The sequence below is a fragment of the Rhodococcus sp. KRD162 genome (genome assembly GCF_017168335.1).
Lineage (GTDB): Bacteria > Actinomycetota > Actinomycetes > Mycobacteriales > Mycobacteriaceae > Rhodococcoides.
The window spans coordinates 197,505-222,260 of the sequence record NZ_JABFAU010000004.1 but is presented as its reverse complement, the minus strand read 5'-3'; the positions used below and the strand labels follow the sequence as shown (position 1 = coordinate 222,260).

26 protein-coding genes are annotated in these 24,756 nt (G+C 64.9%); 2 read left to right on the top strand and 24 right to left on the bottom strand.

The features are described from left to right. Positions 1 to 2: 2 nt before the first annotated feature. From J1M87_RS07960 to J1M87_RS07950, 3 genes are all read right to left on the bottom strand, one after another. Positions 3 to 1,397, bottom strand: a complete 1,395-nt coding sequence (locus J1M87_RS07960) for a glutamyl-tRNA reductase (protein ID WP_206489007.1) — start codon at positions 1,395 to 1,397, stop codon at positions 3 to 5. Further along, positions 1,394 to 2,224, bottom strand: a complete 831-nt coding sequence (locus J1M87_RS07955; protein WP_206489006.1) for a redox-sensing transcriptional repressor Rex — start codon at positions 2,222 to 2,224, stop codon at positions 1,394 to 1,396. The genes J1M87_RS07960 and J1M87_RS07955 overlap by 4 nt, the downstream gene beginning before the upstream one ends. Before the next feature lie 155 nt (positions 2,225 to 2,379). Then, the gene (locus J1M87_RS07950; RefSeq protein WP_206489005.1) at positions 2,380 to 2,661 is read right to left on the bottom strand and encodes a glutaredoxin family protein; all 282 of its coding nucleotides are present in this window, start codon (positions 2,659 to 2,661) and stop codon (positions 2,380 to 2,382) included. A 203-nt stretch (positions 2,662 to 2,864) separates the two neighbouring features. Between J1M87_RS07950 and J1M87_RS07945 the strand changes: the two genes are divergently transcribed. Beyond that, entirely contained in the window at positions 2,865 to 3,800 is a 936-nt protein-coding gene (locus J1M87_RS07945; protein WP_374222370.1) for an HAD family hydrolase, read from the top strand. A gap of 19 nt (positions 3,801 to 3,819) precedes the next feature. Here the strand turns inward: J1M87_RS07945 and J1M87_RS07940 are convergent, their stop codons facing one another. The 10 genes from J1M87_RS07940 to J1M87_RS07895 form a co-directional block, all read right to left on the bottom strand. Next, positions 3,820 to 4,308 (bottom strand): GNAT family N-acetyltransferase, encoded by a 489-nt coding sequence (locus tag J1M87_RS07940; protein WP_206489003.1) that lies wholly within the window; start codon positions 4,306 to 4,308, stop codon positions 3,820 to 3,822. Positions 4,309 to 4,330: 22 nt separating this feature from the next. Continuing rightward, complete coding sequence (locus J1M87_RS07935) at positions 4,331 to 5,371, bottom strand: lysophospholipid acyltransferase family protein (protein ID WP_374222367.1); 1,041 nt, start codon at positions 5,369 to 5,371, stop codon at positions 4,331 to 4,333. Next, on the bottom strand, positions 5,368 to 6,513 hold the full coding sequence (locus J1M87_RS07930; protein WP_206489002.1) for an NAD-dependent epimerase/dehydratase family protein: 1,146 nt from the start codon (positions 6,511 to 6,513) through the stop codon (positions 5,368 to 5,370). The genes J1M87_RS07935 and J1M87_RS07930 overlap by 4 nt, the downstream gene beginning before the upstream one ends. Positions 6,514 to 6,652: 139 nt before the next feature. Further along, on the bottom strand, positions 6,653 to 6,754 hold the full coding sequence (locus J1M87_RS07925; RefSeq protein ID WP_003402602.1) for a 30S ribosomal protein bS22: 102 nt from the start codon (positions 6,752 to 6,754) through the stop codon (positions 6,653 to 6,655). Between the two features lie 204 nt (positions 6,755 to 6,958). Beyond that, complete coding sequence (locus J1M87_RS07920; RefSeq protein ID WP_008713658.1) at positions 6,959 to 7,195, bottom strand: helix-turn-helix domain-containing protein; 237 nt, start codon at positions 7,193 to 7,195, stop codon at positions 6,959 to 6,961. A gap of 127 nt (positions 7,196 to 7,322) precedes the next feature. Beyond that, a complete protein-coding gene (proC, locus tag J1M87_RS07915) occupies positions 7,323 to 8,138 on the bottom strand; it encodes a pyrroline-5-carboxylate reductase (RefSeq protein ID WP_206489001.1) in 816 nt (271 codons plus the stop codon). A 19-nt stretch (positions 8,139 to 8,157) separates the two neighbouring features. After that, a complete protein-coding gene (locus J1M87_RS07910) occupies positions 8,158 to 9,015 on the bottom strand; it encodes a thioesterase family protein (RefSeq protein ID WP_206489000.1) in 858 nt (285 codons plus the stop codon). A gap of 22 nt (positions 9,016 to 9,037) precedes the next feature. Further along, positions 9,038 to 9,880, bottom strand: coding sequence for a sugar phosphate isomerase/epimerase (locus J1M87_RS07905; protein ID WP_206488999.1), 843 nt, complete (start codon positions 9,878 to 9,880; stop codon positions 9,038 to 9,040). Between the two features lie 11 nt (positions 9,881 to 9,891). Beyond that, a complete protein-coding gene (locus J1M87_RS07900; RefSeq protein ID WP_206488998.1) occupies positions 9,892 to 11,025 on the bottom strand; it encodes a Yip1 family protein in 1,134 nt (377 codons plus the stop codon). Next, positions 11,022 to 11,318, bottom strand: coding sequence for a hypothetical protein (locus tag J1M87_RS07895; protein WP_374222369.1), 297 nt, complete (start codon positions 11,316 to 11,318; stop codon positions 11,022 to 11,024). Before J1M87_RS07895 ends, J1M87_RS07900 begins: the two co-directional genes overlap by 4 nt. Positions 11,319 to 11,408: 90 nt before the next feature. Here J1M87_RS07895 and J1M87_RS07890 point away from each other — a divergent pair, with 90 nt between their 5' ends. Continuing rightward, positions 11,409 to 12,161, top strand: a complete 753-nt coding sequence (locus tag J1M87_RS07890; RefSeq protein ID WP_206489102.1) for a hypothetical protein — start codon at positions 11,409 to 11,411, stop codon at positions 12,159 to 12,161. Between the two features lie 69 nt (positions 12,162 to 12,230). Here the strand turns inward: J1M87_RS07890 and J1M87_RS07885 are convergent, their stop codons facing one another. The 11 genes from J1M87_RS07885 to J1M87_RS07835 all read right to left on the bottom strand — a co-directional run bounded on the left by J1M87_RS07885 (position 12,231) and on the right by J1M87_RS07835 (position 24,732). Further along, complete coding sequence (locus J1M87_RS07885) at positions 12,231 to 12,920, bottom strand: response regulator transcription factor (protein WP_206488996.1); 690 nt, start codon at positions 12,918 to 12,920, stop codon at positions 12,231 to 12,233. Next, positions 12,917 to 14,089: a cell wall metabolism sensor histidine kinase WalK gene (locus J1M87_RS07880; RefSeq protein WP_206488995.1), complete on the bottom strand. Its 1,173-nt coding sequence runs from the start codon at positions 14,087 to 14,089 to the stop codon at positions 12,917 to 12,919. Before J1M87_RS07880 ends, J1M87_RS07885 begins: the two co-directional genes overlap by 4 nt. 137 nt (positions 14,090 to 14,226) lie before the next feature. After that, the gene (locus J1M87_RS07875; protein WP_206488994.1) at positions 14,227 to 14,982 is read right to left on the bottom strand and encodes a phosphoglyceromutase; all 756 of its coding nucleotides are present in this window, start codon (positions 14,980 to 14,982) and stop codon (positions 14,227 to 14,229) included. A gap of 12 nt (positions 14,983 to 14,994) precedes the next feature. After that, positions 14,995 to 16,161 (bottom strand): low temperature requirement protein A, encoded by a 1,167-nt coding sequence (locus J1M87_RS07870; protein WP_206489101.1) that lies wholly within the window; start codon positions 16,159 to 16,161, stop codon positions 14,995 to 14,997. A 227-nt stretch (positions 16,162 to 16,388) separates the two neighbouring features. Further along, entirely contained in the window at positions 16,389 to 16,790 is a 402-nt protein-coding gene (locus J1M87_RS07865; protein WP_206488993.1) for a hypothetical protein, read from the bottom strand. A 19-nt stretch (positions 16,791 to 16,809) separates the two neighbouring features. Beyond that, positions 16,810 to 17,370 (bottom strand): DUF3558 domain-containing protein, encoded by a 561-nt coding sequence (locus J1M87_RS07860; RefSeq protein WP_206488992.1) that lies wholly within the window; start codon positions 17,368 to 17,370, stop codon positions 16,810 to 16,812. Between the two features lie 160 nt (positions 17,371 to 17,530). Continuing rightward, positions 17,531 to 18,766: a lipase family protein gene (locus J1M87_RS07855; RefSeq protein WP_241256542.1), complete on the bottom strand. Its 1,236-nt coding sequence runs from the start codon at positions 18,764 to 18,766 to the stop codon at positions 17,531 to 17,533. Next, positions 18,763 to 20,517 carry a CocE/NonD family hydrolase gene (locus J1M87_RS07850; protein WP_206488991.1) on the bottom strand — a complete coding sequence of 585 codons (1,755 nt, stop codon included), beginning with the start codon at positions 20,515 to 20,517 and terminating at the stop codon, positions 18,763 to 18,765. The genes J1M87_RS07855 and J1M87_RS07850 overlap by 4 nt, the downstream gene beginning before the upstream one ends. After that, on the bottom strand, positions 20,514 to 21,722 hold the full coding sequence (locus J1M87_RS07845) for a lipase family protein (RefSeq protein WP_206488990.1): 1,209 nt from the start codon (positions 21,720 to 21,722) through the stop codon (positions 20,514 to 20,516). The genes J1M87_RS07850 and J1M87_RS07845 overlap by 4 nt, the downstream gene beginning before the upstream one ends. Before the next feature lie 101 nt (positions 21,723 to 21,823). Then, complete coding sequence (locus tag J1M87_RS07840) at positions 21,824 to 23,281, bottom strand: MFS transporter (protein ID WP_206488989.1); 1,458 nt, start codon at positions 23,279 to 23,281, stop codon at positions 21,824 to 21,826. Further along, on the bottom strand, positions 23,278 to 24,732 hold the full coding sequence (locus J1M87_RS07835) for a condensation domain-containing protein (protein ID WP_206488988.1): 1,455 nt from the start codon (positions 24,730 to 24,732) through the stop codon (positions 23,278 to 23,280). Before J1M87_RS07835 ends, J1M87_RS07840 begins: the two co-directional genes overlap by 4 nt. Positions 24,733 to 24,756 lie beyond the last annotated feature (24 nt).

Sequence of the window (24,756 nt, the reverse complement as noted above, 5' to 3'; positions counted from 1 at the left end):
GCTCATTCCGAGTGCTCCTCACCGGTGACACCGCGCATGTCGACGCGGCTGGCGGTGAAATCGTCGACCAGTTCCAGGGATCCGATCTCCATCGGAGTCGCCACGGCATCGACCGATCCGGGGCTCAGCTCGAACAACTCACGCAGCGCAGCGGCGTAGGAATCCCCTCCCGGTGTGCTGGCGAGCTGCTTGACCCGCACGGTGGGCGAATGCAGCAACTTGTCCACCACGCGCCGCACTGTGCGTGCCACTTCGTCACGCTGCGGAGAATCCAGCCCTGGCAGCCTCGACTCGAGCCGCAGCAATTCACCTTCGACCACCTCGGCGGCGCGCTGGCGAAGTGCGGTCACGGTCGGGGTGACCTCTGCGAGTCGTTGCCCGGCAAGGTAACCCGACAGCTCGCTGGAGACGATGTCCCGGGCGGCCGACGCGTCGTTCGCGGCAGCACCGGCTGCGGGGTCGCGTTGGAGGGACTCCATGTCGAAGACGGTGATGCCGGGCAGCTGCGCCACTGCGGGGTCCACATCGCGGGGCAGTCCGAGATCGCAGATCACCAGTGGCCGGTCGGAGCCGCGGCGAGCCAGCGCGAGATGCGCGTCGGCGATGGAGACCACCGCTCCCACCGCGCCGGTGCAGGTGATGAGAATGTCGGCCTCGGCCACCGCGTCGGGCAGATTCTCGAGCGCAACCGAGGTGGCCGGGATGCCGTTGGAGACGGCGTTTTCGGCGAGGTGGTCGGCTCGATCGCGGGTGCGGTTGACGACGGTGAGCTCGCCGATTCCGGCGCGGCCGAGGTGCGCGACGGCGAGACCGCCCATCGCTCCGGCTCCCAGTACCACTGCTTTTCGGCCGGCAAGGGAACCGTCGAACAGTCCTGCTGCGCGGTCGAGGGCCACCGAGACCACCGAGGCTCCGGCTGCGTCGATTCCAGTTTCGCTGTGGACGCGCTTGCCCACCCGCAGGGCCTGTTGCGCGAGTTCGTGCATCACGCGGCCCGATGCCTGCCGACTGTCCGAGGCGGCGTACGCCGACCGGATCTGGCCGAGGATCTGCTGCTCGCCGATGACCATCGAGTCCAGTCCGCTGGCCACCGCGAACAGGTGCTCGACGGCGGCCTCGCTGTAGCGGACGTATGCGTGCTTGGTCAGGTCCGCGATCTCGAGCCCGGAGTGTTCACCGAGAACCTCGCCGACTGCGGTCAAGGCGCTGTGGAAGGCCTCGACGACGGCGTAGATCTCGACGCGATTGCACGTCGAGACCACCATGACCTCGGAAATGCTTCCGCTGGCCATCAGTTTGTCGGTCAGTTTCGGGCGATCGGTATCGGTGATGGCGACACGCTCGAGAACTGCGACGGGAGCGCTACGGTGCGAAATCCCGACGAGAAGGACACTCACGGTGCAATCACCGATCCGTTTCTTGTCGAACTGTTGACTGGGCTTGGGTTGCCTGCGATGCGCGGGCCATGGCTGCGACCGAGCCGGGCCGTGGAGGTGAGCGCAGGCGGTGTGACCGGTTGCGGCCGGGGCGCGGTGACGATGGTCGGCGCGGGTACGCCGACCTGTTCGGCGAGGTTGCGCGAGCTGTTGAAGGAGAGCACCTGCATCTCCACCGCCAGGTCCACTCGCCGCACCTCGACGCGTTCGGGGACATCGAGCACCATCGGGGAAAAGCTCAGGATGCTCTCGACACCCCCGGCGACGAGCTTCTCGGCGACGCTCTGGACGGCGTCATCCGGGGTGGCGATGACGCCGATGGTCGCTTCGAGTTCGCGGCAGGCCTTCTCGAGGTCGTCGATGTGCCGGACGGTCAGCCCTTCGGTCTCGGTTCCCACTCGCGCCGGGTCTCGATCGAACAGGCCGACCATGGCGAAACCGCGTCGTGCGAAGCCGCCGTATCCGGCGAGGGCCTGACCGAGATTGCCCACTCCGGCCAGTACGACGCGATGTCCGCGGTCGAGGCCGAGGGCGCTGTCGATCTTGGCGCGCAGGCGGGCGACGTCGTAGCCGACGCCACGAACTCCGTTGGGGCCGAGGAACGAGAGATCTTTACGCAGTTTGGCCGATCCGACGCCCGCTGCAGTGGCCAGTTCTTCACTGGAGACGATGAGAACGCCCTCGTCCGCGAGGATCGACAGGACCCGCAGGTACGTCGCCAGACGGGTGACCGTAGCCTGAGGGATGACCCGCTCTACGCCGCTGGGCGACGGGCGCTCTTCGGTCACGTCTGGGGCTCCTCGTCCGAACGGCGTCGATGCCGGTCTTCACGCTGATCCTGCGTTCGTGTCGATTTCACGAATGCTGTTCACACCACGGTAACTGCTTGTGAACGAATGAACAAAGTTGCGCATACCGGCCCTCACCTGCACACGGAGACCGATCACACGTTCTTAGGGTGCCCTTCCTGTGCGAGATCGGCTCGCAATCGAGGCACGTCCACCTCCCAGTAACTGTGTTCGATGCCGTCGAGGAGTACCACGGGTACTCGGTCCCCGTACTCCGCACGCAGGTCAGGCGATTCGGCTGCCGCCTCGTCGACATCGACCACCGTCACTGCCACGTCGAACTCGCGGCATACCTCGCTCAACACCTCGTGTGCGTGGACGCACGAATGGCAACCTGCGCGGGTGAGAAGAACCACGCCATGGGAAGTCGTCTGCATGCATCCACTGTGGCATGGACGCAATGGAGACGAACCTCACACAAGGCGTCGGTTCGAGGGCGAAGCACGGTGACCACGAGCACTGTCGCCTGCCGCTCCGGTTCGGCCCACGGCTAGGCTGCACCCAGTACTCGAGTGGGAGGTGGATGGAAGTGAGTGACGGGGGAAACGACCTGCCGATCGAGGACACGCCCGATATCGATCTGGTCGACACCGAGGATCCGCACGAGGACAAACAGTTCAAGCGGCGCATTCGCAGGATTCGCAATCCGTTCGGTCCGTCCGATGCAGAAGTTCGCGCGAACGTGGCGGGTGAGGCCAGTGCCGATGCCGCCCTCGCGCTGCAGATCGAGGGCGAGGGCGCGGTTCCGCGGGATCTGACGGCGGCGGCGTTCTTCGACGTGGACAACACCATGGTCCAGGGTGCGTCGATCATTCACTTCGCCCGCGGGTTGGCCGCTCGCAAATACTTCACCAGCGGTGATCTAGCTCAATTCGCTTGGCAGCAAGTGAAGTTCAGGGTCAGCGGCAAGGAGAGCAGCGAGGATGTGGCCAGCGGCCGGGAGAAGGCGCTCTCGTTCATCAAAGGCCGCCCCACCTCGGAGCTGACCACGCTCGGGGAGGAGATCTACGACGAGGTCATCGCCGACAAGATCTGGGCCGGAACTCGCGCCCTCGCCCAGATGCACCTCGATGCGGGCCAGCAGGTCTGGCTTGTCACGGCCACACCCCTCGAACTGGCCCAGATCATCGCCAAGCGTTTGGGGCTCACCGGTGCGCTCGGTACCGTCGCCGAGAGCAAGGACGGGGTGTTCACCGGCCGCCTCGTGGGCGACATCCTGCACGGCATCGGCAAGGCGCACGCGGTGCGCTCGCTGGCAGTGCGCGAGGGGCTCAATCTCAAGCGGTGCACGGCCTATTCGGACAGTCACAACGATGTTCCGATGCTCTCGCTCGTCGGCACAGCCGTGGCCATCAACCCCGACACCGATCTACGCGAGCTGGCCAAGAACCGGGGCTGGGAGATTCGCGATTACCGCACCGGACGCAAGGCCGCCAAGATCGGTGTTCCCACCGCGCTGGCGTTGGGCGCGGTGGGCGGCGGACTCGCCGCGGTCATCGGTCGCCGCAAGGGGTAGTGCGTTTCGGCGGATTCGATCAGAGTGTCCGCTGCATCAGCGTCAGGTCGAGCCACCGACCGAACTTGACGCCCACCTGCGGCATCTGCCCGACGGTGACGAACCCGAATTTCTCGTGCAGGGCGATCGAGGTGGTGTTCTCGGATTCGATGAAACCCACCATGACGTGCACGTTTCCTGCCACGGCCCGCTCGATCAACTCGCTCAGCAACGCACTGGCCAGGCCCCGACGATGGAAATCCGGATGGATGTACACCGAGTGCTCCACCGAATGTCGGAATCCGCTCTTGACCCGCCACTGCCCGTACGACGCGTAGCCGGCGACGCGTCCGTCGACCTCGGCGGTCAGGACGGGGTATCCCGCGGCTGTGCGACCGAGGAACCAGGCCGTGCGATCGGCGAGGTCGACCTGTTCTTCATCCCAGATGGCGGTGGTGTTGGCGACCGCGTCGTTGTGGATGTCGAGAATCTCGGGTAGGTCCTCGGTCCTCGTGTCACGAATATGCACGGCCACACGATAACCCGAGGATCTATCCCAGAAAGACGTTGCGTCTCTTCGCCAGCAGCCGGTACAGCGTGTGTTGGATGGTCTCGCGTACGTGGTCGGTCAACTCGAACAGCACCATCGGATCCTCGAATGCGGTGGCGTCGTACGAATCGGTGTGGATCGGTTTTCCGAACTCGATGTACCACTTGGAGGGCAACGGGATCAGGCCGAGCGGGCCGAGGTGCGGGAAGAGCGGCGTGACCGGAAAGTAGGGCACGCCCATCAGTCGCGCCAACGGCGTGATGTCGCCGATCTTCGGGTAGATCTCTTCCGAGCCGACGATCGAACACGGGATGATCGGAGCGCCGGTGCGCAGGGCCGCCGAGACAAACCCGCCGCGGCCGAATCGCTGCAGCTTGTAGCGCTCGCTGAACGGCTTGCCGATGCCCTTGAATCCCTCGGGGAACACCGCAGCGAGTTCGCCGGTACGCAGTAGCCGTTCGGCGTCGGGATTGCAGGCGAGCGTATGACCGGCTTTGCGGGCGATGGAGCCGACGCCGGGCATCTCGAATGCCATATCGGCGGCCAACATTCTCAGCGGACGGTGGGCCGGATGGTGATCGCGGACGGCAACCGAGGTCATCAGCGCATCGACGGGCACCACTCCGGCATGGTTGGCGACGACGAGAGCACCTCCGTCGGAGGGGATGTTCTCGATGCCTCTGACTTCGACGCGGAACCACTTGTCGAACAGTGGCCGTAGGAGCGGCAGCCAGACTGCGTCGGCGAAATGCGGGTCGTAGCCAAATTCGTCGACGCTGTAATCGCCGGCCAGTCGCCTGCGAACGAATTCGGCGACCGAGGATATCTGGTCGACGACCGCGGATTTCGTATCGTCGATCATCGACAGGATCGGCGGCGGGATCGACGCCGCGGCAGCCGCGTCTGCTGGAGGAGCGGGATCGAGCAACGGGACCGGTTCCCGAGGCTCGACATACGAGGAGGGATGCCGTTCGCGTGAGCCCGCAGCGGCGCGGACCGAACGACCGCCGTGCAATGGAATGACTTTCGCCACTTCGCTCACCTCTCCCCTCCCGAGCCCCGCACCGGTTCGGCACTGTTCACAGTGTCCGAGCTCCCCAGTGCCGCCAGCGCTCGCGCCGCGGACGTACCTGCATCGACGCCCGAGAGCAGTCGGTTCTCGATGCTGTCGACCCATTCGGTTCTGATCACCGGACGCAGCGCGGCCCCGCGGACGAAGTCGTCGAACGCCTGCACGGTGGTCCACCGCGGTTCGAATCCGAGCACCGAGCGCATCCGAGTGGTGTCCAGCCCACAGCCGAAGTGGAAGTACTCGAGTTGTTCGGTGGTGAACTCGCGCATCATGCCGCCCATCAACGCGCGCCCGACGCTCTTGAACAGCGGGAACGGCACGGGTACCTGTACTCGGCCTGCCCGGCGTATTGCCTGCGAGAGCATGATCGTGCCGTCGGCTCCGACGTTGAAGGTTCCCGACGGACCTCCTACGGTGGCGCGTTCGAGTGCAGCGAGGGCGTCTTCCTCGTGCAGCAGTTGCATACGCGCATCGCGGCCGATGATGCTGGGGATCAGCGGCGAGGTCATGTATCGGGAGATGGTGCCGTTGAGTCGAGGTCCGATCAGCGGTGCCATTCGGAGAATCGACACCGCGATGTCCGGCCGCCGCCTGCCGAGTCCGCGGATGTAGCCCTCGATGTCGATGGTGTCCCGTGCATACGCGCCGCTCGGTGGGCGTCGAGCACTCATCTCCTCGGTGAACTTCGCCGGGTCCTTGGCGCTGCAGCCGTACACCGAGGACGAGGAACGGAGCACTACCTTCTCGACCGTGGGCGACTTCTGGCACACCGCGAACAGCTGCATCGCACCGATGACGTTGAGGTCTTTCATCGTGGCGCGGCCGCCGGATCTGGGGGGCTTGGCAACGGTGGCCGCATGCACGACGGTGTCCACGCCGGCATTGCGAATCACTTTGCCGATCAAAGGGTTTCGAATGTCCGCGCGTACGAACTCGGCACGGCCCATGCGCCGGAGCAGGTCTTTGCTCGGTGACTTCGCATCCACGGCGATCACGCGTTCGATCTGTGGGTTCTGAGCGAGCCGCGTGACGAGGTAACCGCCGAGGAATCGGCTTGCCCCGGTCACCAGGACCACTCGGGGCGCGGCAACACTACGATCGCTCGGACTCACTACGCACCCCCAACATCGGCTCCCCACAAAGCGTACTGGATCGGCGGGCGAGCGCGAGGTGAGAAGCGAGCCGTCCACCAACGAAACAAGCCCGCCACCGATGGTGACGGGCTTGTTCGTGAATCAGATGTCGGCGGATCTACTTGCCGAGTTTCCTGCGCTGCACGCGGGTACGACGAAGCAGCTTGCGGTGCTTCTTCTTCGACATGCGCTTGCGACGCTTCTTGATCACTGAACCCATGCGGGTGTCCTCACGTTCTTCTCTAGCGTTTGCGCGCACGCCGTTTGCGTACGCCTACCTGACGACCGAGCCCTGAGGCTGTGGTCACCGAGCTGGCGCTGGGGCCACGTACTCGCCCACGGCTACACACCGGCTGGCTGGCACGACGAACGCCAATCCTACCGGTGTGAACCGGAACTTACGAAACCGGCCCTGCGTGCACAACTAGCCTGCGTCGAAGTACGAGGTCTCGAGATAGTCGTGGACCGCCTTGGCGTGCACACGAAAAGATCGACCCACCCGTACAGCGGGCAGCTCTCCGCCGTGCACCAGCCGGTACACGGTCATTTTCGAAACCCTCATCAACGTCGCCACTTCGGCGACAGTGAGGAACTGCGTTCCGGCCAGAGCCGGTTGACCGTCCGGGGACGAACCCTTGGACGGCTTGTTTATAGACGCCATCAATCCACATACCTCCGGCACGTCTCATGCGGCAGGCTTCCCCTCCTGCCGAACAGACACGCACGTGCTGCCCCCGAGCCTATAGGGACAGATGGGGTTACTGCGACGGGAGTGGGGAAAAGATTTTTCAATCCACTGTGATGCCCATCTCAATGGATCTGGTGTTCGCGGCACCGAGAGCATCGAAAAACGCAGCTCGGAGGCCATTTCGTTCCAATTCGCGCACCGCTGCGGCGGTGGTTCCGCCCGGCGAGGTCACCGCGTATCGGAGCTCGCTTGCGCTCTGATCCGACCGATCGAGCATCGCTCCTGACCCCACCATGGTCTGAGCCACGAGCGCCGACGCCACCTCGCGGGTCAATCCCAGCCCCACCCCGGCGTCGATCATGGCCTCGGCGACGAGGAAGAAATACGCCGGCCCGGAGCCGGACACCGCCGTGACGGCGTCGAGCTGATGTTCTTTGACGACGACGACCTTGCCGACGGCCGAGAGAATGGAACGAACCAGTTCGAGGTGCTCGGCACGGGCGTACTTTCCCGGTGCCAGCACGCTGACACCCTCGCCCACGAGCATCGGAGTGTTCGGCATGACCCGGACGACGGGGAATCCGGCAGGGAGCTTGGGCTCGAACTTCGAGGTGGGGACGCCCGCGGCCATCGAGACGATGAGTTGTTCGCGTTCGCCGTCGAGCTCGATCTCGGTGATCTCGCTCAGCGCCGCTTCGATATCGGCCGGCTTGACGGCCAACACGATCACGTCGGCGCTCTCGGCTGCGTCGGCCACGGTGGTGGTGAGCACGCCGAATTCGTTCGCGATGTCCTTGGCTCGGGCTTCGGACTTCTCGGAGACCACCAAGTCACGCACGGCGTGGCCGGACTCGAGGAGCCCCGCAATCAACGCCTCGCCGATCCGTCCGCCACCGATCACTGCAATTCTCGTCATGGACGACAAGCCTGCCACGTCAGTTCGAGCGCGGCACCATCGCCAACTGTCTGCTCTGAACCACCACCGCACCGGTGGAGTCGAGCACGAGATGGTCCTCCTCGAACCACGATCTACCGATGACCGAGCTGGTCGCGGCGACGCGCAGCCAGCCCGGAGCCGGGCGTGCTCGCAAGTAGGTCGTCAGCTGCACCGTCGGAGCCCAACCGAACATTCCGCGGTTCATCGTCACCGGAGCGGAGATGTCGCCGGTCATGAGGGCGAATAGGACGGCTGTATCGGCATCGGCTTCATCGCCTGCGAACGGACGCACCCACAGACGAATTTCCGCCTCGCCCTGCTCGCCGGTGAGGAACTTCGCCGACGTCGGATCGATCCGCATTTCGCAGCCCTGGGCGAGATGCACGATCGCTGCCATGGGGTGCTCACCTGTCACGGCCTGGGTGTCGCTGGGAGGTTCGACGGGCATCGACGCCAACGAGGACGGCATCTGGTGCAGCGGCTCGTGCGGATCGGGGATGCCGAGGGTGACCACAGCCCGTACTGCGACGCGTCCGGCCTGGGTCAGCTCGACGTCGACGCTGCAGACCTGACGTCCACGTTTGCGTACAACGGTCGTCAGTGCCACCTCCCCCGGGTCGGGCGCAGCCAGGTAGCTGACGCTGACCGCAAGCGGCTGCATCTCGGACTGCTCGGGTGCGGTGTCGACGATGTGTCGACGCGCTGCTGCGGCGCAGACGGCGAGCATCGCACCGCCGTGGACCTTCGGGCCGATCGTCCAGGTGGAGTCGATCGTGCCCGCGAAGGACGCTGTGTCGGTGTCGACATCGAGTGCGACGAGGGTGGTAGCGGCCCGGAACGGGCTGGCGGAACTCATTGCGAACAACTTACCGGCACGTTCAGGACAGGTGCGTACGCGCGAACTGCAGCGCCTGGCCGAGCATCGAGGAGCGCTCGGCCACGGTCCGCGCGTTCTGGGTGTTGATCTCGATCACCGCCTGCCCCTCGAAGCCGCGTCGCACCAGTTCGGAGCACACCTGCACGCACGGCTGACTGCCGTGCCCGGGGATGAGGTGTTCGTCGACCGAGGCTCCCCTCCCGTCGGCCAGATGCAGGTGCGCGATCCCCTCGCCCATCCGATCGAGCATCTCGATGGCGTCCGAGCCCGCCGTGGCGGTGTGCGAGAGGTCGAGCGTGTAGTGACTGTGCCCGACGTCCGTCGGATCGTAGGACGGCGAGAACGCCGACAGCGCCGCGCCGGGACCGCCGCGCCGTTCCAGTCGCTGTGCAGATTTCTCCTTGCGTCCGAAGAAGCGGTCGGCACGCATCGGGAACATGTTCTCGACGGCCACTTTCACATGGGAGCCGGATTCGAGTTCGGCGACCTGGTCGGCGAAGCCGTCGCTGTACTTGCGTTGCCAACGGAACGGCGGATGCACCACGACCGTCGCCGATTCCAGCTTCTCGGCCACCTCCACCGAGCGGGAGAGTTTGGTGACCGGATCCGATCCCCAGACCCGCTGCGAGATCAACAGGCATGGCGCGTGGATCGCCTGAACCGGTACCGAGTACTCCCGAGAGAGGGCGGCTACCGCATCGACGTCCTGGCTGACCGATTCGGCCCACACCATCAGTTCGACGCCGTCGTATCCGAGTTCGGCCGCGTAGCGAAATGCCGCCTCGGTGTTCTGCGGATACACCGAGGCCGTGGACAGGCCGATTTTTATCCGGTTCGCGGCCATCGTCGTTCCGCTCAGCCGGTACTGAGCTGGAAGGCGAGCGGACCGAGCGTCACGAATACTCCCACTGCGATCGCGATGACGATCGATATCAGGTCATCGGTGCGTCGCAGAATTCGCACCACTGCCACGAGGCCGACGATCACCAGCACCGAGAGCACCAGTGCGACCCAGGGCAACACGTCCCACAGTTGCTCGAAGCCTTTGAACAGCAGCGCGCCGACGACGATCGCCACCGCCGCCTGCCCGATGAGCACCAGCCATTGCCGGACGGCGCCGCCCTTGCCCTTGGTGCCCTGCGCGCGGCGGCCGGCCCGGGCCGGTGCCTTCGCCTCCTCGGCTTCACTGTCCGACTCGGCTTCACCGTCCGACGCAGTGGCGTCTGTCCCAGCCGTCGTCTCGGCCGCTGTGGTCTCTGCTGTCTCGGGGGTCTCGGCGACGGTGGGCACCGCGCGCTTCTGTGTCGGTGTCGGCTTGTCCGTTGCAGCGGAGGTGGCATCCTCGGCGCGTTGGATACGCGCAGACACCGCTGTCTTGGCGAGGTCGTCCACATCGATGAGCGCGGATCGCGGGGTCACGTCGGTGTTCGGTTCGACCACCTCGACCTGTCGGGGTGCCTGGAATTCTGCGGATCGACGCGTGCGGCCCTGCTCGGCCGCGGTGGATCCATACGGTTGCCGCTCCGAGAAAGCCGTTGTGGCTGCAGCCGGACGCTGGCCGCGTTCGGTGTCGTCGTGCGACCGATTGAGCATGTCGCCGGCAACCGTGGTGGAGCCGGACAGCAACTCGGGCTCGGGCTGGGGCTTGTCGCGCCTGGCCACGGGTTGAAACGGAATCGGACGAGCAGGCTGCGCCGGTTGCTTCCGGGAGGACACGAAGGCAGGCGCATCCTCCTGCTCGGCGCGATTGTCGCCGTCGGTCTCGGGTTCGGGTGCGGGAGCAGCGGGCGTCTCGACCACCGGGGCGCTGCGACTGTCCGGTTCATCGCGGACGACGGGGATCTCACCGGTCAGCTCGGCGACGGAGATTCCGCCCTTGACGCCGCGGCGACGGCGGCCGCCCGCAGTCAGGTTCGTCTTCTGTCCGTTTCGGGCCAGTAGCTCGGCGACCGAGATCTGCCCGGTGTCGTCCGGGTTGGCATCGCTCATCTCGCACTCACCACCAGATCGCCGTCGGTTTCGGTGTCCAGCTTCCGCACAATCAAACCTTCCCTCGGCACCCGCGGGCAGATCTCGACCGACCTCACCGTCAATGCCCGCATGCTCGCCTCCGCTACCAGTGCCCCGGCCACAGGTTCTGGTGACCTGTCGGCGCCGACGCCCTTCAATTCTGCACGGTCGACGACAGTCCTCCGTGATACCGAGGCAGTGAGTTGTCTCGAACCCCTCGTGTTGAGCGATTCGACACGCGGACGCGCGGCGTTTCCACCGACGTCGAGCACCCCTGATCGCACAAGCCCACGGTACTGGGTCTACCGTCGTCGATTGTGACAGCAGCTCGTGAGCAGCCACCGTTCGCTGCAGAGGTCGAGATGGATTTCCCCCGAGAATGGGTCGAATTCCCGGACCCAGATAATTCGGAACACGTCATTGTCGCCGATCTGACGTGGCTGTTGTCGAACTGGACCTGCGTGTTCGGCACTCCGGCATGCCAGGGAACCGTCGAAGGCAGGCCCGACGACGGCTGCTGCTCCCACGGCGCGTTTCTGTCCGACGAAGACGACAAACGCAAGCTCGACGAGTCGGTGAAGTTGCTCACTCCTCAGGACTGGCAGCTGATGGACAAGGGCCTCGGCAAGAAGGGGTACGTCGAATACGACGATCTCGACGACGAGCAGTCCCTGCGCACCCGCCGTTACAAGGGTGCGTGCATTTTCCAGAATCGTCCCGGGTTCGCCGGCGGTATCGGGTGCGCACTGCACTCGATGGCATTGCGCAAGGGCATCGAACCACTCGAGGTCAAACCCGATGTGTGCTGGCAGCTACCGATCCGGCGCACCCAGGACTGGGTGACGCGGCCCGACGGCTCCGAGATTCTCAAGACCACCATCGGCGAATACGACCGGCGCGGCTGGGGTGAGGGTGGTCTCGATCTGCACTGGTACTGCTCCGGCTCCCCCGACGCGCATGTCGGCTCGAAGCAGGTGTTCGAGTCCTACAAGCCCGAGTTGACCGAACTGCTCGGCAAAGCGGCCTACGAGGAACTGGCCTCCCTGTGCAAGCGTCGCCGCGGACTCGGGCTGATCGCCGTGCATCCCGCCACTCGTGAGGCGCAGCGCCGGTAGAGCGGCTGGCGCCGCACGTGAGTGGAAACTCGTAGTGGGCTACCCGTTTCCACTCACATGCCGCAGGCTCTACCCCTCGAGCTTGTAACCCAACCCGCGCACCGTCACCAGGTGTTCCGGCTTGGCCGGGTCGGTCTCGATCTTCGAGCGCAGTCGCTTGACGTGCACGTCGAGTGTTTTCGTGTCGCCCACGTAGTCCGCTCCCCATACGCGGTCGATCAACTGCCCTCGGGTGAGTACCCGCCCGGAGTTGCGCAGCAGGTACTCGAGCAGGTCGAATTCCTTGAGCGGCAATGTGATCTGCTCGGATCCGACCATCACCACGTGGCGTTCGACGTCCATCCGCACCGGCCCGGCTTCGAGCACGCCGGTATCGACTCCCCCGTCGATCTCGGCATCGGAGCCGCGGCGCAGCACCGCGCGGATGCGGGCGATGAGTTCGCGGGCCGAGTACGGCTTGGTGACGTAGTCGTCCGCTCCCAGTTCGAGGCCGACGACCTTGTCGATCTCACTGTCGCGCGCCGTCACCATGATCACCGGAACGCCTGAACGCGAACGCAGCTGCTTGCACACGTCGGTTCCACTCATGCCGGGGAGCATGAGGTCGAGCAGCACGATGTCTGCGCCTGCCCGGTCGAATTCCGCGAGCGCCGACGGTCCGTCCCCGACGACGGTGGCCTCGAAACCTTCCTTGCGGAGCAGGAAGGCCAGTGGATCGGCCAACGACTCTTCGTCTTCCACGATCAGAACGTTGGTCACTGATTCTCTCTTTCTGTAACCGAAGCGTCGTCTTCTTCTTCGAAGTACGCAGGGATCTGGAGGGTGAAGGTGGATCCGGTGCCCAGCTTGCTCCACAGCGAGATGCTGCCGTTGTGGTTGGCTGCGACGTGTTTGGCGATGGCCAGGCCGAGACCTGTGCCGCCGGTGGCCCGCGAGCGAGCTTTGTCGACGCGGAAGAATCTCTCGAAGACCCGTTCCTGGTCGGCCTTGGCGATGCCGATACCGCGGTCGGTGACGGCGAATGCGACGTTCGATGCTCGCAGTGCTCGACTGACCGAGACGGGCGAGCCGTTGGAGGAGTAGGCGATCGCGTTCTGGATCAAGTTGGCCAGTGCGGTGACCAACAGGGCTTGGTCGCCGAGGACCTCGAGCCCACTGGGATGGTCGGTGGTGACGGAAATTCCGGCGTTCTCGGCGGCGAGCTTGGACCTGTCCATTGCCTCGTTGACGACGGTGTCGACGTCGACCACCTCGAGGTCGGGGAGCTTCTCGGCCCCTTGCAACCGCGACAGTGCAATCAGTTCGGTCACCATGTTGCCCAGCCGCTTGGACTCGGCGACGACCTTGCCGCCGAAATGCCGGACCGATTCCGGGTCGTCGGCGGATTCGAGCAGCGCCTCGGCCAGCAAGCTCATGGCACCGACGGGTGTCTTGAGTTCGTGGCTGACATTGGCCACGAAGTCCCGACGTGTCGCTTCCATGCGGACCTGCTCGGAGTCGTCGTCGGCGAACAAGACCACGAAGCGCTTGTCTTCCTTGCTGAGCAGACGTGCGACGCATCGGACGGAGATCTTGTCGCGGCCGGTTCGGGGGTTCTTCGAGCTGAGATCGGCTTCGACGGGGTTGCCGTCGGCGAGGACCCTCAGGACGGCGTCCCAGGCCCGGTCGTCGATCAGGCGGTTACGCACCAGGCCCAGCTCCTCGGCGCGGGGATTGAACAGCACCACGTCGTGGAATTGGTCGACGACGGCGATGCCGCTCTCCGATGCGAGCACGATCAGGTCCAGTACCTGCGACATCGTCAGACCGGAGGTGACTCGACGACGCTCCGCGTGTCGAGTGTTGAGGTAGGGAATGAGAACACCGCCGACGAGGTATCCCACGAAGGCCGCTGCGATTGCCAGTAGTACGGCCGATGCGACACTCACACCGGAATCGTACGTTCGATGGACAGCTCACATACGCAGGGTGCAGGCATTCCCCTGGTCGTCATAGTCCCCGTCGGCAGTGTTCTTCGATCGTTCACCTGCAGTTCCGACAAATCCTCGCTTCGAGCGGGTCGACGCTACTTTCCGCCCTGGTTCGCGACGGCAGCTGCGCCCGCGGCGGCGGCTTCCGGATCGAGATACGTTCCGCCCGGGTTGGTGGGCGAGAGTTTTCCGTCGACCTCTTCGAGGTCGTACTGCAGTGGGATGCCGGTGGGGATGTTGAGTTCGGCGATATCGGCGTCGGAGATGTTGTCGAGGTACTTCACGAGAGCGCGCAGCGAGTTGCCGTGGGCGGCGACGAGCACGTTCTTGCCTGCCTTCAGATCCGCGGCGATCGTCTCCTCGAAGTACGGGATCAGCCGCTCGACGACGTCCGCGAGGCATTCGGTCAACGGCACGCTGTCCAGATCGGCGTATCGCGGATCGGCGTCCTGGCTGTACTCGCTACCGGTCTCGATGGGCGGCGGCGGGGTGTCGTAGCTACGACGCCACAGCATGAACTGTTCGTCGCCGAACTTGTCCTTGGTCTCTGCTTTGTTCAGTCCCTGCAGCGCACCGTAGTGCCGTTCGTTCAGACGCCAATCGCGCACGACGGGAATCCAGTGCCGATCGGCGGCGTCGAGCGCGAGGTTGGCGGTGCTGATGGCGCGACGAAGCAGTGAGGTGTACAGCAGGTCCGGCGCGATTCCGGCCTCGACGAGAAGCTTGCCTGCTCGTGCGCCCTCGGCCTCGCCTTTCTCGGTCAATCGCACGTCCACCCAACCGGTGAACTGGTTGGAGGCATTCCATTCGCTCTCGCCGTGACGGAGCAGGATCAAGGTTCCGATACTCATGTGGTCAGTTTCTCACGTGCCGGCCTCGGGAGTGGGGCCTGCGGATCGACCGGATGGTGAGTTGGGAATCGGCCCGTGGGCGACGAGGACCGCGACGACGGCGATCATGACGACGGCGGTCAGGGTGATCGGGACGGGGATGACGGGATCGAACCACACCAGAACCGCCCCGATAGGAACCGCGAAGTTCACGAGGCGGTCGGCGTTGGCCCGGATGGCGACCAACCACACTCCGAGCACGAACACGGCGATCGGGACGGTCACGGTGAACGACGCGGCGACGTCGCCGAGCTCACTGTGTTCGGTGAGCACGTCGATCTCGACCTCGATGCCGGCCGAGAATGCGCCGGCGGCCGCGAAGATGAAGTAGTGGGTGTAGCCGTAGAACAGCGAATTCCCGAAGTCACCGATTGCGCGATGATGCGGGGGCCAGAAGTAGATCCACCACAGGCTCGCGGTAACGACGAGTGTGAGGGCCGAGATCGAGATCAGCGGTGCCAGAGCCGTGTCGTCGTTGAGCGCTTCGATGATGGCGTTGGCGGAGGCCAGCAAACTTTCGCCGAGCAGGATCAGCGTGAACAGCCCGTAGCGTTCGGTGATGTGGTGCGGATGCCACGGGGTGCTCGCCTTCCGTTCGGCCAACAGGGGAACGGAAATCTCGATCGCCGCCAGAACGACGAACATCACGACGGCGGTGGTGCCGTCGAGCAGCAGTACCCACAGGATCCACAACACCTGTACGCCTGCGATCCCCGCTGCGTACGTCAAGGCCGTCCTGCGAAGTTCGGGGTTGCGCGACGCTCGTAGCCATTGCGTGACCATCGCGATGCGCATCACGATGTAGCCGATCACCGCGATGGTGAAGTCTTGATCGGTGAACGCCGGCTCTACTCCGGCGGCGAGTACCAGCACGCCGGCCATCTGCACCACGGTCAGCACGCGATACAGCCAGTCGTCGGTGTCGAAGGAGGTGGCGAACCACGTGAAGTTCATCCACGCCCACCAGATCGCGAAGAAGACGAGCGCGTAACTCAGCAGACCGTCGGCCACGTGATTCTCGGCGAGGGCGTGATGGAGCTGAATCGCGGCGGAACTCACCGCTACGACGAACACCAGGTCGAAGAACAATTCGAGCGGGCTCGCCGCGCGATGCGGTTCGTGAGGATCGCGCGGACGCATCGGCACCAGGCGGGCAGCGAAGTGATTCACGATCGCAGACTAAGCGATCCGATTCGCGAATGTTGTCTCGATCATGGTGCCGCTCAACGGTTATCGGACATTTCGGGCATGTTCGACGGTATGGCGCGAGGATTCACGAGACCTCACACCCCTTCTGCCGACCGCGCGCCGGGGTTCAGGGCATAGCAGGGGTGTGAGGTCGAGAGAAAAGGTGTGAGGTTGCGGACTCACTCCCCCGAGCCGGCTCCGATACCGCCGATCCGAGCTCCCACACTCTCATCGACCGCTTCGGTGTCGACGAAATAGCGACGAAACACCGAACGCATCAATTCGACGACCTCGATGTGCTGCTTGAGTGCAGCAGCCGCCGACCCTTCTTCACCGTCGGCCAGTCGCTTGAACTTCGCACCCAGCAATCGAGCCGACGGAAGGGTGCCATATGCATCCAGATCGACGAGAAATTTTGTCTTCGCGAGCATGCCTCCAAGGTGGTCGATGTAGTCCGCGCACACTTGGTCGCACTTGAAAGCCACTTCCTTCGGTATCTCCATCAGCCCTGCCTCAGCACGCTCCGAGAGGTCCCACCAATACTGCATCGACTCGAACAGATTGCCGTTTCCAGAAGCCATCGAACCTCCGCCTTTCGGTCTATCGTGCCCGCGCAGGCAGGCTGGCTTGCAACGATTTCGTTACCCGACCAATTTCCGAACACGGATCACCCAGAGGCTCGCGTCCAGCCCTTCCGTCGAGAACGAAGTACACAATTCCGCCGCTCACTTCGTACGCAATGCCACAACTGACCTCGTCGTACTTCGCGGTACGTCGAAATTGCACGAAACCGTCTTCGTCAGCGGCAGTGAAGTCCTCGAACTGGTCGTTCGCTTCTACATACCCCAGGTTGTGAGCCGAGGAAAATACGCCCAGGAAATACCACGACCCCGGATCAGGGTCGGTCCAGATACACGTCTTCCAGTCGTTGGACAGCGGCGCATCCCCGAACAGGTTCGTGCTCTTGCTCTCCACATCCAATCCCGCAGTCTCGATAGCAGTGTTCGGGATGCTGCATGGATCCCACGGCTCGGCTGCGCTCGGTGCCGCCGACGTCGTCGAAGCCGGCGAATCCGCCACCGGTACGCCCTCCGTCGCCCCGCCACACCCGGCGACCAGCACCATCACGCCGAGCACTCCCGCCCCCCACCACCGCGTCATGCCACTCCCCTCGTCGAAGCCACCCACCCTTGGACGCCGCGAACATTGTCTCGGTTCCACAACGACCTCACACCCTTTCTGCCGACCGCGCGCCGGGGTTCAGGGCATAGCAGGGGTGTGAGGTCGAGAGAAAAGGTGTGAGGTTGCCACCGAGCGCAGATCAGGCGCAGTTCGACGGCGCCGGCTCACCTCGGAATCGTGCATCCACGTAGGCGTACGCCTCGGGTAGTCCGACCAGCGATCCGCTGAAGTGCTCCGCCAGTGGATACGCCCTGAACTGCACTGTTGCTCCGGCGGCGCAGTAGCGGTCGACGGTTTCCTTCACCGGCGCGAACGGGGTGATGAAGTCGTTGATCCCGTGCCAGATGTACACCGGGGCCTTCGGCACGCCCTCGTAGTCGACCAGACTGTTCTTCCTCAACACTGCCTGGGCCGACGGCAGCGATGCGATGTCGACGTTCGACAGATCTCGCGCGCTCTTGAATGCTCCGCCGATGATGATGGGTCGCCTGCACTCGTTACTCACCTGATCCCGCAGTGCCAAGCCCGCGGCATTGAGGTTCTCCGAGACGGGGAATTCGGTCGGGTACTCGCGCTCCAGCCCCAGTGACGCGGCGAGTGCCATTCCGAAGGCGGGGTGCGGAATGGGGCTGTAGCCGAGATTCTGTGCGATCAATCCCAGATCGGCAGGGGTTCCGCCGTGCACGCTGGCCACGATGTTCAACTCGGGGGCGTAGGTGGGTGCCATCGCACCGGCCCACGATGTCGCCAACGCGCCGCCGGAGTAGCCCAGCAGAGCGACAGGGCTGTCCTTCAGCGGCAACTGCTCGAAGTTCTGCACGGCCCGAACGCCGTCGAGCGTCAACCGACCTTCGTACTCCGCCGCCCCGTAAGCACCGGTCGGCCCCAGGTAGTCCGGCACAGCGACCGCCCAACCGCGAGTGACCATACCGAGGTACAGGCTCGGAGCTTCACCGATCTCGTAGGTGAACAGACCATGCGAGGGTGCACATTTGACGCCCAAAGCGTTGATCACCGCCTGGTAGGACACCAACGGCGTCCCCTCACCTCTGCCTCGGGGCATCAGCACGGTGGTCACCGCGGCGACCGGCGCACCCGCGGAGTTGGTCGACCGATACTTGAGCTGCCAGATGTCGGTGTTGGGGTACATCCACGCGTCCGCACGACGGCTGTCCAGGATGTCGCCCGGGGCGTGATCGGCGATATCGGCGGGTGCCGCGTAGAACACGTCCGGATCGGGAATCGTCGGGGCAGGGGTAGCCGAAGCTGTTGTCCCCGAGACCAACAGAGATGCGCACAGTGCCACGAGGATGGAACTCAGGGCAACGAGTTTTCTGGTCAAGGCGAGCCTTTCGGTGTTTCTCAGGTAGATCATTGCGGCACTACGGGTAAGGAGAATTCGTTGATCGAATCCGTCGACGCGACGGTCACCTCCGCCGGTCCGGGCCCACCGGCGAACGATGGATCGGGTGCGGTGATCTCGACGGCGATGCGGTGTCCGCGATCGAATCGGTGAACGATGCTGGGCAGCGAGATGGTCACCGGCTCCGCGGTTCCGGTCAGAACAGCCGGGGCCACCAGTCCGTGGATCGCGGTTGCGACTCCGTTCGGTGCCACGTCGAGCACACTGACGTACACCGTGGCCGGTCCGGTCGTTCGCGGGCTGATGGACAAGACGGGCGCACCCACGACATCGACTGCTTCGGTGAGTAGCGGGGTCGTCCAGGTCGCAGCAGAACCGGGCAGGGAGAATCGCGGTACCGGAACTTCTGCTGCGATGTTCGGCAGCCCCAGCGTGGTGTGCGTCGGCGACCCGGCATCCCGAATCGTCTGCGCCCATGGAGCATTCGGGCCGGCGCTGTCCACCAATGCGCCATCGGCCAGGTGATAGGTGCGCCTGTTGCCGACGGGAAATGTACTCGACTCCGCATAGGCAGGCGATGCCACATCGTTGTAGGGAACCCAGTCGCGGAAGTAGGTGAAGGCAGGCCCGGGGTCGACGTCGCGGTCTTTGAGGTGTCGGTCGAGCCAGTTGCCCACCAGAGCCGCTTCGTGCTGAGTGAACGGATCGGGTGCTTTGATGTCGAATTCTCCCGGGTAGCCAGTGCGATCGTTGTGGCCCCACGAGTGCCAGATCATGGACGTTTCCACTCCCCGCGCCCGCAGCGCCTCGAAGGTGGCGGCCGCCTCGTCGAGGCTGAACAGTGAATCCTTCTGGCCCTGTGTGAGCAGAACCGGGACATCGACGCGATCGAGATAGTCCGCGGGTGAGACGTGGCGCATCGCCGCCAGGGTTTCCGGCTCGGGTTCGCGATTGGCAGCGAAGGCGGATGCGGCATTGCACACCCACTGCGCATAGTTGGGGCACCCGTCGGCTCGATCCGGATCGACTGCGTACCCGACCGGCCCGGTGAGGATGGCACCGGCTGCAAGAAAGGCCGTGCCGAACACGCTCTTGATCGGCCCCACCGGCCTCCGGCCGGTTGCTTCCGGTGCCAGCGAGTGGGCCAGATCGTTCCACGTGATCATCGATGCCACCGTGTCCAGTCGCGGATCCACCGACGCCGTCGCCAACCCTGTTGCGCCGGCGTAGGACCCGCCCAGATAGCCGACGCGCGGATCTCCTGGTTCGTCGAGCCGCACCACGTCGAGCGCCGGTGCCGGCACAGTTCTCGCCGCATCGGCGAACACACCGTCGCGCGCGCCTGCGAGATAGCCGATGAGGGCCGATCCCACCGCACCGTCGTAGTCGGGATCGGCGAAGTAGATCTTGCAGGTCGAACCTCCGAATCCGAGCGCCGAGTACGACAGCACCACGTAGCCGTGGGTTGCGAACCTCGCGGCGGCTCCCGCTTGGTCGTCCTTGGATCCGCCGAAACCATTGCTCGTCAGGATGGCCGGTGCTCGATTGTCGGGGCCGAGCCCATCCGGAACATAGATGTCGCCCACTACTGTGCAGTGCTGGTCGCGCGCGGGTCCGACGGCGATGTCGAAATATCGAGTCTGCACCGAGAATTCACCGAACGACTGGGGCGCCAACACCGGCAGATCTGCGGCGTGCGCCGGAACGGACGCCGCGACCAACGCCAGTGTCGTTGCCGCGACCGCAGTTGCGAGCCGCTTCATCGGAGGCAGTTGGTAGGCGGAGCGACACCCCGAAACCTGTTGTCCAGGAATGTGAGCGCAGCCGGAAGCCCTTCGAATGCCGCCTGAATGTGCTGCGGCGCATGAACGATGTCGAACTGCAGCGTCGCCCCGTTTGCGCAGTACCGACCGGCGGTATCGCGTAGGGCGGCGATCGGAATCAGCGGGTCGTTGTCGCTGGCCCAGAGCAGCGTCGGGGCAGTCGGCACACCGGCGTACTTGACCAGACTGTTCTCGTCGATGATCCGCTGCGCCTCGGGGCTGTCCACCAGCGAGGTGTTGGTCGAGACGGCCAGCGCACTCTTGAATGCACCGGCAGCCAGAATCACCGGCGTGCAGGCATTGGCGACCTGCTCCTTCAAGGCGAGACCAGTGTCGTTGAGTTGCGCTGAGATCGGCAGCCGGTCCGGGTATTCCCGCTCGAGCCCGAGGGCCGCCGCGAACGCGAGACCGAAGGCCTGGTGGGGCTGGAAGCCGAGCGCGCGGGCGATGTTGTCCAGATCGGCGGGCACACCGCCTGCGGCGGCACCGACGATGTTCAGCTCCGGTGCGTAGGTGGGAGCAAGGGCCGCAGCCCAGGCCGTGGCCATTCCGCCACCGGAGTACCCCGCCATCCCCACCGGACTGGCCGCGAGCCCGAGTTCGGGTACCCGCTGCGCGGCCCGCACGCCGTCGAGGGTGATCTGACCGCCCAATTTCGCGGCACCGTAGGCACTCTTGGGTCCGAGATGATCCGGGACAGCGACGGTCCATCCCCGTACCAGTGCCAGGTTCAGAAATTCGCGTTCCTGCACGCCGGTGGTCAGGTCGGCACCGAACAACGATTCCGATGGCGCGCACTGCAACCCGAGCGCGTTGACGAAAGGCTGGTAGGACAGCAGCGGGCCGCCGGGAGCACGATCGGCCGGCGCGAGGACCGTCGTCACGGCAGCGATCGCGTCTCCCCTCGAGTCGGAGGACCGATACCGAAGCTGCCAGATGTCGGCTCCGGGATACAGCGGGCTGGTGAAGCGCCTGCTGTCGAGAACATCGCCGTTGTTCTTACCGGTCAGGTCCACAGGCGATGTGTACATGGTGCCGGGGGGCGGTACCGGGTCGTCGGGCCCGGCCGATGCGACAGGTGCTGAGACGAACAGCATCGACATCAGCCCGACGGCGATCGTCAGGGCAGTCAGGGTGCGGCGCATGAGGTAACTCTTCTCGATTTCGTTCGGCCCGGCCGGTCCTCGAGGCCCGGGCTCCTCGGATTGTGTTGCGGATCGTTGTGTTTCGCTCGCGGCGTTCTGGGTCAAGGAGATCTCTGCGGTGCCATCGCAGGCGCTCGTGCCTCGCCGCCTGTTTTTCGGTCTCGGCGCGGCAGCGCGACCGAAACGGCGGTGGCCGCAGCCATGCTCACCGCCAGCCCGAACAGAACCTTCTGCTGCGAGGCCAGATAGTCCGATGCGATCGGTTGGGCGGGAAGCAGTGCGAAGTACACGACACCGGTGACTGCGGTCCCCACTGCAGACCCGATCTGCTGGACCGTCGGCATGATGCCCGTGGCGGAGCCGATGGCCTCCGGCCCGACCCCGGCGACGATGGTGCTCTGCAGTGGCGCGATCACCGAACCCAGGCCGACCCCGATCAAAGCGAGTGGAACCACCAGCCACCAGGCGAAACCGGGTTGTCCGAGCTGCGCGGTCGCTAGGCCGAGCACCGACAGCGACACCCCCATGATCGCCGCACCGGCAGCCACCGACCGAGAGTCCCAGCGCTCGAACGCCATCGGTGCGACCAAGGATGCTGCGATGGCGCCCAGAGCAAAAGGCACCGTGATCGCCCCCACCATCGAGGCGCTGTCGCCGAGACCGGTCTGCAGTGTCACCGACATCGTCAGCACGAATCCGGTGAAGGTGCCGTACACCAGAGCCGAGACCGCGCAGCCGTAGGAGAATCCTCGCTCGGCGAACACGCTCGTGTCGACCATGACGTGTGCGCCGGCTGCCCTTCGACGCCGTTCCCACACCGCGAACACGGCCAGCAGACCCAGTCCGATGCCCATTGCCGGTACCGCGGTGGTCGGGCTCGAACTCGTCATGATCGGGTAGACGATCAGCAGAGCACCGGTCGACCACAGCAGGACCCCGACCGGATCGAACCGCCCACCGGTACCGGACTGCACGTACTGATGACCCACGGCGACGTATCGGCGGCCGATCGCAATGGCGATCACCGCGATCGGGACGTTGATCAGAAAGATTGCACGCCAACCGGTTCCGAGGATGTCGAGTTCGAGCAGAACCGCGCCGACGGCCGGTCCTGCCAGACCGGCGAGCCCGGCGACGGCTCCGTACAGCGCGAACGCGGTGGTGCGCCGCGCCCCGGCGTAGGTTGCGGTCACGATGGCCACGGTCTGAGCCGACATGGCCGCACCCGCCAGACCTTGCAGGACTCGACCGAGGATCAGCACCTCGATCGTCGGCGCGTACGCACACAGCACCGATGTCGATGCGAACATCGCGGTGCCGACGACGAATGTGTTTCTTCGTCCGAAGACCTCACCCGTTCTCGCCATTGTCAGGAGCGCGCACGCGAAGGCGAGCAGATACGCCGCTGGAACCCAGACTTGCTGTGCGCCTTGCCCTCCGAGGTCCTGAGCGATCGTCGGCAACGCAACGGTGACGGCGGTGACGTCGATCATCTGCATCGTCACTGCCAGCAGACAGGCGCACAGCGTCAGCCACGAGCCGCTGCGACGGTGCGTCATACCCTGCTGACGTCCGCGATCTCGCGCGCGAACGTGCTCGCGTCGGGAAGCTGCGGGGCGTAGTCTCCGAATTCGACGACGGCGGAGAAGATCTCGAAGATCTTGGAGAAGTACAGGTCGATAGAGCGATCGGCCTCGTCCGTGCCCGGGTACAGAAATTCGACGCCGGTGTGGTCCTCGAATCGGTTGACCCACATGAAGACTTCCTCCGAGCTGCCTCGGTTTCCGTACAGCCCGGCCCCTGCGGCGTCGAGTTCGGCTTCACCGGGCAATTTGCGGACGTCGACGTACGAGATCATCGGGGCGGTCCAACCCGGCTTGGTAGTGATTCCGTGTTCGGGACCGACCAATTCCAGTACCCGGTGATACGAGGTGTTCGCCAGCAGCTTTCCGGCGTCGAACGCGTGCTGAGCACGGACGGCGAGGGTGCGGAAGGTCGGCGACGAACCCACCTCGAAGCGCAAGGGGATCAGGCTGGAATACCATCCGATCGAGGCGAATTCGCCCGGCAGAGATCGAGTGCTCTTGGGCGTCAGGGCCAGATAGCTGTCTCTGCCCGCCAGTTCGTATTCGGCCAGTGCTGCCGCTGCGAAGATTCCGCCGATGAACTTGGCCCCCACGCTTGCACATGCCTCGTCGACCGCCGTGGCCTGCGCACCGTCGAACAGCGGGAACGAGTTGTGCGACGTCCTGGTGTAGTCGGCACTGTTGCGCCCCAACGGGAGTGGGAAGGTCGGTAGATCACCGCCGTTGCCCACCACGAGGTCGATCCACGTCTGCACAGCTGGGGTCTCGAGGGTCGTGGCGTCGCTCTCGGCGCGCTCGCGCTCGCAGTACTCGAGGTAGCTACCGGGGGTGAACAACTCGTCGGACTCCCCCGTCACCGCGTTGCGGTAGAGCTGTCGGAGCTCGTAGTACGTCAACGCCTGCGAGATTCCGTCGGTGTCGAGATGATCGACCGCCGCGTACACCACGAAATGGTCCTCGTGCTCGATCGTGCCGAAGGAGAAGCAGTCCCAGCTGTCGGGCCCGGGGGTGCTGTCCTGCACGTGCCTGCGGATAGCCGCCGAGTCCGACGGCATGCCGAAGGGGGTTGCCTCGAGCACGATGTCCTCGACGTCGACGCGGTGGCGCACCGCGCTTTCTGCCGTCACCTCGAACCAGCTCGAGAACGAGTCGTGACGTTTGACGAACGCAGTGAACGCTCGGCCCATCGCCGCGACGTCCAGCTTTCCTTCGATGCGGAACGTGACGAGGCACAGCCTGGAGAAGCGAAAGGACGATCCTCGGTTGCGGTACGCAGCCTCGAGGTACGCCTGCTGGATGTGTGACGGCCGGGCCGGATGAACAGGTGCTGCTGCCGCGGCGGCGCGTGAGGCCTCGGAAGGCGACCACGTGGTGAGCGAGCCCGGAGTGGGCGTCCACTCGTCGATGAGTCCGAATGCAACCACGGCACAACCTTTCGAAGAGGAGCG

Bases quoted from the DNA above. Each gene is read 5' to 3' on its own strand.
- J1M87_RS07890 (WP_206489102.1), top strand. From the start codon at position 11,409: ATGGATTTCCCCCGAGAATGGGTCGAATTCCCGGACCCAGATAATTCG.
- J1M87_RS07845 (WP_206488990.1), bottom strand. From the start codon at position 21,722: ATGCGCCGCACCCTGACTGCCCTGACGATCGCCGTCGGGCTGATGTCG.
- J1M87_RS07950 (WP_206489005.1), bottom strand. From the start codon at position 2,661: ATGCAGACGACTTCCCATGGCGTGGTTCTTCTCACCCGCGCAGGTTGC.
- J1M87_RS07925 (WP_003402602.1), bottom strand. From the start codon at position 6,754: ATGGGTTCAGTGATCAAGAAGCGTCGCAAGCGCATGTCGAAGAAGAAG.
- J1M87_RS07870 (WP_206489101.1), bottom strand. From the start codon at position 16,161: ATGCGTCCGCGCGATCCTCACGAACCGCATCGCGCGGCGAGCCCGCTC.
- J1M87_RS07860 (WP_206488992.1), bottom strand. From the start codon at position 17,370: ATGACGCGGTGGTGGGGGGCGGGAGTGCTCGGCGTGATGGTGCTGGTC.
- J1M87_RS07840 (WP_206488989.1), bottom strand. From the start codon at position 23,281: ATGACGCACCGTCGCAGCGGCTCGTGGCTGACGCTGTGCGCCTGTCTG.
- J1M87_RS07875 (WP_206488994.1), bottom strand. From the start codon at position 14,982: ATGAGTATCGGAACCTTGATCCTGCTCCGTCACGGCGAGAGCGAATGG.
- J1M87_RS07910 (WP_206489000.1), bottom strand. From the start codon at position 9,015: ATGAGTTCCGCCAGCCCGTTCCGGGCCGCTACCACCCTCGTCGCACTC.
- J1M87_RS07850 (WP_206488991.1), bottom strand. From the start codon at position 20,517: ATGAAGCGGCTCGCAACTGCGGTCGCGGCAACGACACTGGCGTTGGTC.
- J1M87_RS07855 (WP_241256542.1), bottom strand. From the start codon at position 18,766: ATGATCTACCTGAGAAACACCGAAAGGCTCGCCTTGACCAGAAAACTC.
- J1M87_RS07900 (WP_206488998.1), bottom strand. From the start codon at position 11,025: ATGAGCGATGCCAACCCGGACGACACCGGGCAGATCTCGGTCGCCGAG.
- proC (WP_206489001.1), bottom strand. From the start codon at position 8,138: ATGACGAGAATTGCAGTGATCGGTGGCGGACGGATCGGCGAGGCGTTG.
- J1M87_RS07865 (WP_206488993.1), bottom strand. From the start codon at position 16,790: ATGGCTTCTGGAAACGGCAATCTGTTCGAGTCGATGCAGTATTGGTGG.
- J1M87_RS07920 (WP_008713658.1), bottom strand. From the start codon at position 7,195: ATGGCGTCTATAAACAAGCCGTCCAAGGGTTCGTCCCCGGACGGTCAA.
- J1M87_RS07905 (WP_206488999.1), bottom strand. From the start codon at position 9,880: ATGGCCGCGAACCGGATAAAAATCGGCCTGTCCACGGCCTCGGTGTAT.